This is a genomic window from Flavobacterium sp., assembly GCF_020217025.1.
In the GTDB taxonomy this organism is placed as follows: Bacteria; Bacteroidota; Bacteroidia; order Flavobacteriales; family Flavobacteriaceae; genus Flavobacterium.
Genome location: NZ_JAIWOF010000006.1, coordinates 1 through 10,000, shown reverse-complemented (window position 1 = coordinate 10,000; position 10,000 = coordinate 1). Strand labels below are relative to the sequence as shown.

Genomic DNA, 10,000 nt, shown 5'->3' with positions numbered 1-10,000 from the left:
CATCGCCTTGAATAAAAAAGGAGAATACGGCTCGTATTGTGTGCAAGGAGGTTTCAATTATGCTGTTCACGATGTAACAGGAAATAAATTAATCGATGCGAATTACTTTTTGAAATAATGAGAAAAATCGAAATCGCTTGTTTTAACCTTGAATCTGTCCTAATTACTCAAAAAGTAGGAGCCGATAGAGTAGAATTGTGTGCAGATATGTCTGTTGGTGGCACAACTCCAACAATTGAAATGATTCAACAAGCTCGCAAAAATCTAAGTATTGATTTATATGTGATGATTCGCCCAAGAGGAGGGAATTTTGTGTATTCGCATTCAGAATTTGAACAAATGAAATCGGAAATCGAGACTATAAAAAAACTTGGAGTTAACGGATTTGTTTTCGGGATTTTGAAGGACGATAAAACAATTGATATCGAACAAAATAAAGTCTTAGTGGAATTAGCAAAACCATTTCCATGTACTTTTCACAGAGCTTTTGATGCCGTTTCGAATTACGAAAAAGCATTGGAAGATGTTATCTCGTGCGGATTTTCAACGATTCTGACTTCTGGAACTTTTCCAAATGTCATGGAAGGAAAAGAAGTTTTGAAACAATTAGTCATTCAAGCCAATAATCGCATCGAAATCATGCCCGGTGGCGGATTGCGTTCGACTAATATTTCAGAATTAAATGAAACGGTAAAAGCAAATTGGTATCATTCATCCGCCATTACCGATGGAAGTGAGGTTGCAAATCCGGAAGAAATCATCCAACTAAAGAAAAAGTTACAATCTTAAATAAACTTGTATGCCTTATAGGGTTAAAAAAATCTTCGTTTTTCTATTCTGTCTAAATTGCTTTTTCATTTTTGGACAAACTTCCTATCGCAATTTGTCATCAGAAAACTGGACATTCAACAAGCAAAACGAAACTAAAAAACACAAGGCAACCATTCCCGGAACCGTTCACACGGATTTATTTCAAAACCAATTAATTCCAGACCCATTTTTTGGTAACAATGAAAAGCAATTGCAGTGGATTGAAAATGAAAATTGGGAATATGAAACACATTTCACACTTTCTGAATCCGAATTAAAAAATCAAAATATTGATTTGGAATTTGAAGGTTTGGATACGTATGCAACGTTTTACTTGAACGGAAAAGTGGTTTTAGAAGCGGATAATATGTTCCGAAAATGGTCGATTTCTGCCAAATCATATTTGAAAATTGGAAGTAATCATTTAAAAGTGGTTTTTCATTCTGCAGTTCAAAAAGGGAAAGAAGCAGCGAAACAATTGTCCTATACCTTACCCGAAAAAGAACGTGTTTTTGTTCGAAAAGCGCAATATCAATTCGGTTGGGATTGGGGGCCAAGATTTGTAACGGCTGGAATTTGGAAAAAAGTTCAATTGAAATTTTGGAATTCGGCTAAAATCGAGAATATCAAATACAGCCAAATTCAATTGAATGATAAAAAGGCGATTTTAGAATTCACAACCGAAATTTACGTTTCTAAAGTCAAAACAATTCAGTTAAAAATCAATGAAAAAATCGAAACGTTCAACCTGAAAAAAGGAAAGAGCAAAATCAAAATGCAATATGAAATTACGAATCCAAAATTGTGGTGGTGTAACGGATTAGGTGATGCGAATTTATATCCTTTTACTGTTGAAATCAGTCAGAAAAAACAGCTTCTAGATGCAAAAAAGCTAAATATTGGTTTGCGAACTATCGAATTAATTCAGGAAAAAGACCAAGTTGGAAAAAGTTTTTATTTCAAATTAAACGGAAAATCGGTTTTCATGAAAGGAGCTAATGTGGTTCCGCCCGATAGTTTTTTACCACGAGTTTCTGATTCCACTTATTTTTCTTTAGTTGAAAATGCTAAAAAAGCGAATATGAACATGCTTCGCGTTTGGGGTGGTGGCGTTTATTTTGATGAAGCGTTTTATGAAGCTTGTGATGCTAACGGAATTTTAGTTTGGCAAGATTTTATGTTTGCTTGTTCGATGTATCCGGGCGATGAAAAGTTTGTGCAAAACGTAAAACAAGAAGTAATTGAGAACGTAAATCGTTTGCAAAATCATCCAAGTATTGCCATTTGGTGTGGTAATAATGAAAATGATGAAGGTTGGCACAATTGGGGTTGGCAAAAACAATTTAATTATTCAAAAGCAGATTCGACTCAAATTTGGAACGATTACAAAAAGGTATTTCACGAAATGATTCCGCAGACTTTAGATAGTTTACTTCCGAAAGAAAAGAATATTTATTGGTCGTCTTCGCCATCGATTGGTTGGGGAAGAAAAGAAAGCTTATTGCAAGGTGATTCCCATTATTGGGGAGTTTGGTGGGGAAAAGAACCGTTTGAAATTTATGAGAAAAAAGTTGGGCATTTCATGAGCGAATATGGTTTTCAAGGGATGCCCAATTTGGAAACCCTACAAAAAGTGATGAAAAAAGAAGATTTGAATTTCACTTCCGAAGCTTTTAAAAATCATCAAAAACACCCAACAGGTTATGAAACCATTAACGAATACATGGAACGTGATTATGTAGTGCCAAAAGATTTTGAGGATTATGCTTATGTTTCCCAATTATTGCAAGCTCGCGGAATGAAAACTGCAATTGAAGCTCATCGAAGAGCAAAGCCCTATTGCATGGGGACGTTATATTGGCAATTCAATGATTGTTGGCCTGTTACATCTTGGAGTTCGTTAGATTATTATGGAAATTGGAAAGCGTTTCATTATCAGGCGAAGCGAAGTTTTGAAAATTTGTTGCTTTCGATTGAAGAAGGAAATGATAGTTATAAAATTTATATTGTCAACGATGATTTAAAGCAGTATTCAGGTGAATTAGTTATTGATTTAATCGATTTCAAAGGAACTAAATTATGGAGCGAAAAGATAATTTTCATTGCTTTGGAAAATTCAAGTAAGATGCATTTTGAAATTTCAAAGAAGGATTTTTTAGCTTTTAACTTAAAACAAGCGGTATTGTCGGTTTCATTTCCTCCTTTAGAACAAATTTACACTCGTCATTATTTTTATAAACCAAAAGACTTACTACTTACAAAACCAAGCATTCAAATCAGAACTATTGACGAGTTAACCATTGAAATTTCTTCAGATGTTTTAGCTAAGGATGTTTTTCTGTCTTCGGAAAATGAAGTGTTTTTTGAAGATAATTATTTTGATTTGTTACCGAATGAAAAACGAGTTATCAAATTGTCCAAAGCTCCAAAAAAGATAAAAGTGAAGTCGTTGTTTGACACAATGAAATAAAAAAAACGCCTCAAACGAGGCGTTTTGTATATCTAAAATAATCCGTTTAATTCGGCATCAATTCTATTGATAATCATTCCTAAATCTTCTGGATTGTTAACGAAATCAATGTTGTCTACATCAATGATTACTAGTTTTCCTTTGTTGTAGGTTTGAATCCAAGCTTCGTATCTTTCGTTCAAACGGCTTAAATAATCAATCGAAATCGAATTTTCGTAATCTCTTCCTCTTTTATGAATTTGACTCACTAAATTTGGAATCGAACTTCTCAAATAAATCAATAAGTCAGGCGAACCTACTAAACTTTCCATCAATTCGAAAAGTGAAGTATAGTTGTTGTAATCTCTGTTGGACATCAATCCCATAGCATGAAGATTGGGTGCGAAAATGTGCGCGTCTTCATAAATGGTTCGGTCTTGAATAATGTTTTTACCACTTTCACGAATTTGCAATACTTGACGAAAACGACTGTTTAAGAAATAGATTTGAAGATTAAAACTCCATCGTTCCATTTGGTGATAAAAATCATCCAAATACGGGTTGTCTACCACATCTTCAAAATGCGGTTCCCATTTAAAATGTTTCGCTAATAATTTTGTTAACGTTGTTTTTCCTGCTCCAATATTTCCTGCTACTGCTATGTGCATTATGGTAAAATTATTTTGTAATTAGTAATTTCATTTTGGGTAAAAATAGACAAAATTCCATCTCTAAAGAAAAATTTTGAAATGATTTTTTCATCAATTGCTATTTTGCTGCTACTCTTAGAAGTTAAGTCGTAGTAATATGATTTATCATCTGTTTTATAAATGGAATTGCCATTTTTTGTTAATTGAATTGCATCAAACTTTGGAAGAATTCCTAATTTTTCAATCGTACCATAAATTGAAATGCGATACAAATTCAAATTCACATCGGTCCAATAAAAATGCGTGTAATCGGATTCGTAATAAGAAATTGGATTTTCAAGCATGGTAGAAATCCACTTAAAAGTATCTGTGTTTACATTGTATAATCCAATTTTTGATGAAATACTATCGTAAATCCAAATTTGATTTTGAGAAGACAAAGCCACTGCTTCTAAGTTAATTGGAGTTGATTTTAAATTGAAATCTATCTTCTTAATTTCGTTCAATTGATTGTCTAATAATACAACCGTATTGAAATTTTTATAAAAAATTACAATTTCTAACGGATTTTGGAAGTCTACATTTGTGATTTTTCCTAAACTTAGGTTGTTATATTGGAAATGTTTAGTTGGGCTTTTTTTTATTAGTACGTTTTCTTTTATGAAGTAACTGTTTTGTTGATTGTCAAAACCTAAAAAAATATCACATTCTAGTTTTATGGTTTCTAATTTTAATGCAGGAATTTCATTTTGACTGCTCACGTACAAGCAATAAAAATTTAAAAAGGTTATAAAAAGTATTTTTTTTAAAGACATTCGTTAAACTATTTCTTAGAATTAAAGGTCTAATATACTACTTTAACACAAAAATAGCAGTTAAATTGTGTAACAAAATGCACTATTTGTAGTCTATATATACATCTATAACATCTGAAAAGAATGAAAAAAATTATTATTGCTTCGATTTTTATGATTTCTGGGTTAGTAAATGCTCAGAATTTTCAAGGAATGGCAGTTTATGAGTCTAAAACAAGTACCGCTGATTTTATGAAAGGTATGAGTGGAAATAGAGAAATGACGCCAGAAATGCAAAAACAAATAGAAGAGCGTATGAAAAAAATGTTTGAAAGAACATTTATTTTAAACTTCGATAAAACAGCTTCAATTTATAAAGAAGAAGAAAAATTAGATACGCCTGGTCAACAAGGTGGAGGTAGAATGATGATGTCGATGATGGGAGGCGGTGGAACTCACTATAAAAATGCTAAGGATAAGCAATATGTAGTGGATAAAGAGTTTTTTGGGAAAGAGTTTTTAATTAAAGATTCATTGCCAAAATATGAATGGAAATTAGAAGGAGAATCGAAACAGATTGGTAATTATATTTGTTTTAAAGCAACTGCTGTAGTAAAAGTGAGTGAGTCTGATTTTAGAAATTTCAGATTTAGAAATAGAAATAATGAAAAAGAAGGTGAGAAAAAAGCGGAAACGGTAAAAGATACTGCAAAAGCTAAAAAAACTAATTTTACAGATGATTGGGAAATGCCTAAAGAAAATGTCATTACGGCATGGTATTGCCCAGAAATTCCTGTAAATCAAGGCCCAGAAAATTATTGGGGTTTACCAGGTTTAATATTAGAGGTTAACGATGGTAAAACGGTAATTTTATGTTCTAAGTTGGTTTTAAATTCTAAAGAAAAAGTTGAGATTAAACCTGCTTCAAAAGGGAAAGAGGTAACGCAAAAAGAATATGATGAAATTGTGAAAAAGAAAATGGAAGAAATGCGTGAAATGAATTCAGGTCGAGGTGGACAAGGCGGCGGATTTAGAATGGGCGGTGGACGTTAATTTTCTATAAAAAGAATTATGAAAAAAATATTTTTTATCCTTATAATGGCACTTACTTCAAGTGCCTTTTCTCAAAATATACGTTTCGAGGGTACTGTTAAAGATACAACTGGTGTTGGTTTAGAAATGGCTAATATTATGGCTATTAATCAACAGACTAAAGCAATGGATGCTTATGCAATTACTAACGAAGCTGGAAAATTTATCTTAAATTTAAAATCTAATACGGCTTACACGCTTAAAGTGAGTTATATAGGTTTTCAAACTTTTGAGAAATCCGTAACAACTGGGACTACAACTGTGAATTATCCTGTTGTTTTGAAAGAAGGAACACAATTAAAAGAAGTAGAAGTGGTTCATGTAATGCCTGTGACTGTTTCTGGAGATACTATTGTTTATAATTCGGATTCTTTTACAAATGGTACTGAACGAAAGTTGGAAGATGTATTGAAAAAACTTCCTGGTGTTGAGGTTAATAAAGATGGAGAAATTGAAGTAGAAGGGAAAAAAGTCCAAAAAGTAATGGTGGAAGGGAAAGATTTCTTTGATGGTGATACGAAATTGGCTACCAAAAATATTCCAGCAGACGCTTTAGATAAAATCCAAGTTTTACGAAATTACAACGAGGTTTCTAATTTAAAAGGTTTAGAAAATAACGAGGAAAGTATTGCATTAAATATCAAACTTAAGGAAGGGAAAAAGAACTTCTGGTTCGGAGATATGACAGCTGGAATTGGTGTTGGGATGGATGATGCGCGTTATATCGTGAATCCTAAATTGTTTTATTATAATCCCAAATACAGTTTAAATGTTATTGGTAATGTGAATAATATTGGAGAATTACCATTAACAGCTCAAGATTATTTCAAATTTACAGGAGGTTTCAAAAATATGATGCGAAAAGGAGGTTCTTCTTTTAATCTTGTGTCTAATGATTTGGGGATTATGGGACTTCGTAACAATCAAGCCGCTAATATCGAATCAACTTTTGGAGCGGCCAACTTTAGTTTTAATCCTTCAAAAGCATGGACATTAAGTGGTTTTGGAATTTTATTAGGAAATAAAACCGAAATAGAAAACAGAACAGTTTCTAATCGTGTAGATAATTTACCAGATGGAACGTCTCAAACGATTACAGAAACTCGTGAAGATTTTACAAGACAAAAAAGTAATCAAGTTTTGTTAAAGTTGAGTTCGAGTTATGTGCCGTCTGAAAAAAAACATTTTGATTACGATGCATTAATTAAGGTTTCTGACCAAAAAGAAAATACAAGCGTTTTTTCTAGCTTGTTGTCGGATATTTATACAGCAAAAAAACAAAATCCTTTTTCAATAAATCAAAATCTTAATTACTACTACACGTTAAGTGATAAGCATGTTTTTGGTTTTGAAATGCAACATTTGTATCAAAATGAAGATCCATTTTATAATGCTAACCTTGAAACTTTACCTTTTGCACCTTTGTTAACAGGTTACATAAATGAAGGAGCGGGAGTAAGAGATGATGTAACTCAAAAACGTTTTGTTCAAACCAATAAAGTGGATACAAAGTTTGATTATTATTACATGTTGACTCCAAAAAGCAATATCAATTTAACTTTAGGAAACACCTATTCGTATCAAAATTTTGACTCTTCAATTTTTCAGATTTTGAATAATGGTACTCAGAACAATCTAACAGATGCAAGTACAGTGAATAATGTTAATTATTCGTTTAACGATGTGTTTTTAGGATTGCATTATAAATTCATGACCGGTAAGTTTACGTTTAATCCAGGATTTAGCGTACATCAGTTTAATACTAACGATCAACAACTTGGAACATCAAACAAGCAGTCTTTCAATAGAATTTTACCAGATGTATATGCGTTATGGCAAATTAAAAAATCAGAAACACTAACTTATAATTATTCTTTAACAAACAATTTTACGGATATCAATAAGTTAGCTCAAGGGTACGTGTTTTCAAATTACAATAGCTTATTTAGCGGAAATAGATTTTTAGAAAACTCTACTTCTCAAGTTCACTCATTGCGTTATTTTAAGTATAACATGTTTAACTTCGAAAATATTTTTGCTAATATTTCGTATACAAGACAATTAGAAGGTATTAAAAACAGAGCGTTGTTAGTTGGAGTAAATCAAATTTCATCAGCTGTAAATATCAACTCTTCTTTCCCTGATGAAACTTTATCGGCTACTGGAAATTACGGACGTTCTTTTGCTAAATATTATAAAGCAAATGCGAGAGCAGGAGTAAATTGGTCAAAATTTAATAATATTCGAGTTTTTCCTGATTCGGATTCTGATCCAAATAATAATCCAACGAAAATTCAAACTACAGAATCTGTTTCACAAAACTATGGTTTGAGTTTTTCAACTAATTACAAAACATTGCCTAATTTAACATTGGGTTATATTTTTACTATTAACGACAATTTTTCTGATGTAATTTATGTGGATAGTCCAACAGTTACTTTAGAATATTTTTTCCTTGATGCATTTTCATTCGTTTCGGAATACTCTTATTATCATAACCGAAACAAATCAAATACTATTGATAGTGAATACGATTTCTTAACGGCAAGTTTAATGTATCAAAAGAAAAATAGTAAGTGGGAATGGAAACTTTCAGGAACCAATTTATTAGATACAAAATCGTTAGATACTAACAGTTTTAGTCAGCTAGGAGGAACTAGTACATTTTCAAGTTATAGAGTACAACCAAGATTTGTAATTCTTAGTCTAAAATATAGATTGTAATTTGTTATGCTATAAATAAAAAAACCATTCGATTGTGAATGGTTTTTTTATTTATAAAAAGCTTTTTTAGATATTAAAAACAGCTTTTACTTTGTCTACAAAATCTAATTTTTCCCAAGTAAATAACTCAACGGTAACCGTTTTTGTTAAACCACCTGGAGCAGTAAACGTTTTAGTTACGGTTTCAGGAGTTCTTCCCATGTGTCCGTAAGCAGCTGTTTCGCTATAAATAGGATTTCTTAATTTTAAACGTTGTTCAATAAAGTATGGACGCATATCAAAAATGCTTTCTACTACTTTGCTGATTTCTCCATCAGTTAAGTTTACTTTTGCAGTTCCGTAAGTATTTACGTTGATTGATGTTGGTTCAGCAACTCCAATCGCATAAGAAACTTGTACTAAAATTTCATCCGCTACACCTGCAGCCACTAAGTTTTTAGCAATATGACGTGTTGCATAAGCAGCAGAACGGTCTACTTTAGACGGGTCTTTTCCAGAGAAAGCACCACCACCGTGAGCTCCTTTTCCACCGTAAGTATCTACGATAATTTTTCTTCCTGTTAAACCTGTATCTCCGTGAGGACCTCCAATTACAAATTTTCCTGTTGGGTTAATGTGGTATTTAATTGCATCATTAAATAAATGTGCGTATTGCGGATTTTTAGCAATCACTCTTGGAATCAAAATCTCAATAATATCTTTTTTGATTTTCGCTAACATCGTTGGTTCATCAGCAAAATCATCATGTTGTGTAGAAACTACAATAGCATCAATACGAACCGGTTTGTTATCATCAGAATATTCTAAAGTTACCTGAGATTTAGCATCCGGACGTAAGTAAGTGATTTCTTTGTTCTCTCTTCTTAAATCCGCTAATTCTTGAAGAATTTGGTGTGATAATTTCAATGCTAACGGCATGAATTCAGCAGTTTCATTCGTAGCATAACCAAACATCATTCCTTGGTCACCCGCACCTTGCTCTTCTTTGCTTGCTCTGTCTACACCTTGATTAATATCAGCAGATTGTTCGTGAATAGCAGATAAAACACCACAAGAATTTGCTTCGAACATATATTCGCTTTTCGTATAACCAATTTTCTTGATTACATCTCTTGCGATAGTTTGTACATCTAAATACGTGTTTGATTTAACTTCTCCAGCTAAAATTACCTGACCTGTAGTAACTAAAGTTTCACAAGCTACTTTTGACTCAGGGTCAAATGCTAAAAAGTTATCAATTAATGCGTCTGAAATTTGATCCGCAACTTTGTCAGGATGTCCTTCACTCACTGATTCTGACGTAAATAAATAAGCCATAATAAAATATTTTTAAATTTTAAGCGAGGAAAAATAATTGCAAGTAGTGCCTAAAGGAGTAGTAATTACTGCTTTAGCATTTTTTAATGAGGTTGCAATCAGTTCAAATTTTTCCTCTTAGTTTTCGGATGCAAATGTATGAAATGAAATTGAAATTTTAATTT

7 protein-coding genes are annotated in these 10,000 nt (G+C 32.2%); 4 read left to right on the top strand and 3 right to left on the bottom strand.

From position 1 onward, the window contains the following. The first annotated feature begins 117 nt into the window (after window positions 1-117). Entirely contained in the window at window positions 118-789 is a 672-nt protein-coding gene (locus LDL23_RS00265) for a copper homeostasis protein CutC (protein ID WP_291263910.1), read from the top strand. A gap of 94 nt (window positions 790-883) precedes the next feature. Beyond that, a complete protein-coding gene (locus tag LDL23_RS00260; RefSeq protein ID WP_291263909.1) occupies window positions 884-3,280 on the top strand; it encodes a glycoside hydrolase family 2 protein in 2,397 nt (798 codons plus the stop codon). Between the two features lie 32 nt (window positions 3,281-3,312). On the opposite strand, the gene LDL23_RS00255 is transcribed toward LDL23_RS00260, so the two are convergent. Together LDL23_RS00255 and LDL23_RS00250 are read right to left on the bottom strand one after the other, a co-directional pair. After that, the gene (locus LDL23_RS00255; RefSeq protein ID WP_026725924.1) at window positions 3,313-3,927 is read right to left on the bottom strand and encodes a deoxynucleoside kinase; all 615 of its coding nucleotides are present in this window, start codon (window positions 3,925-3,927) and stop codon (window positions 3,313-3,315) included. After that, complete coding sequence (locus tag LDL23_RS00250; protein ID WP_291263908.1) at window positions 3,927-4,670, bottom strand: hypothetical protein; 744 nt, start codon at window positions 4,668-4,670, stop codon at window positions 3,927-3,929. The genes LDL23_RS00255 and LDL23_RS00250 overlap by 1 nt, the downstream gene beginning before the upstream one ends. Window positions 4,671-4,847: 177 nt before the next feature. Between LDL23_RS00250 and LDL23_RS00245 the strand changes: the two genes are divergently transcribed. Then, entirely contained in the window at window positions 4,848-5,756 is a 909-nt protein-coding gene (locus tag LDL23_RS00245) for a GLPGLI family protein (protein WP_291263907.1), read from the top strand. Window positions 5,757-5,774: 18 nt separating this feature from the next. Further along, window positions 5,775-8,519, top strand: coding sequence for a carboxypeptidase-like regulatory domain-containing protein (locus tag LDL23_RS00240; RefSeq protein ID WP_291263906.1), 2,745 nt, complete (start codon window positions 5,775-5,777; stop codon window positions 8,517-8,519). Window positions 8,520-8,585: 66 nt separating this feature from the next. Here LDL23_RS00240 and metK read toward each other — a convergent pair whose 3' ends face one another. Continuing rightward, complete coding sequence (metK, locus tag LDL23_RS00235) at window positions 8,586-9,836, bottom strand: methionine adenosyltransferase (protein WP_291263905.1); 1,251 nt, start codon at window positions 9,834-9,836, stop codon at window positions 8,586-8,588. Window positions 9,837-10,000: the final 164 nt, after the last annotated feature.

Bases quoted from the DNA above. Each gene is read 5' to 3' on its own strand.
- LDL23_RS00265 (WP_291263910.1), top strand. From the start codon at position 118: ATGAGAAAAATCGAAATCGCTTGTTTTAACCTTGAATCTGTCCTAATT.
- LDL23_RS00240 (WP_291263906.1), top strand. From the start codon at position 5,775: ATGAAAAAAATATTTTTTATCCTTATAATGGCACTTACTTCAAGTGCC.
- LDL23_RS00245 (WP_291263907.1), top strand. From the start codon at position 4,848: ATGAAAAAAATTATTATTGCTTCGATTTTTATGATTTCTGGGTTAGTA.
- metK (WP_291263905.1), bottom strand. From the start codon at position 9,836: ATGGCTTATTTATTTACGTCAGAATCAGTGAGTGAAGGACATCCTGAC.
- LDL23_RS00255 (WP_026725924.1), bottom strand. From the start codon at position 3,927: ATGCACATAGCAGTAGCAGGAAATATTGGAGCAGGAAAAACAACGTTA.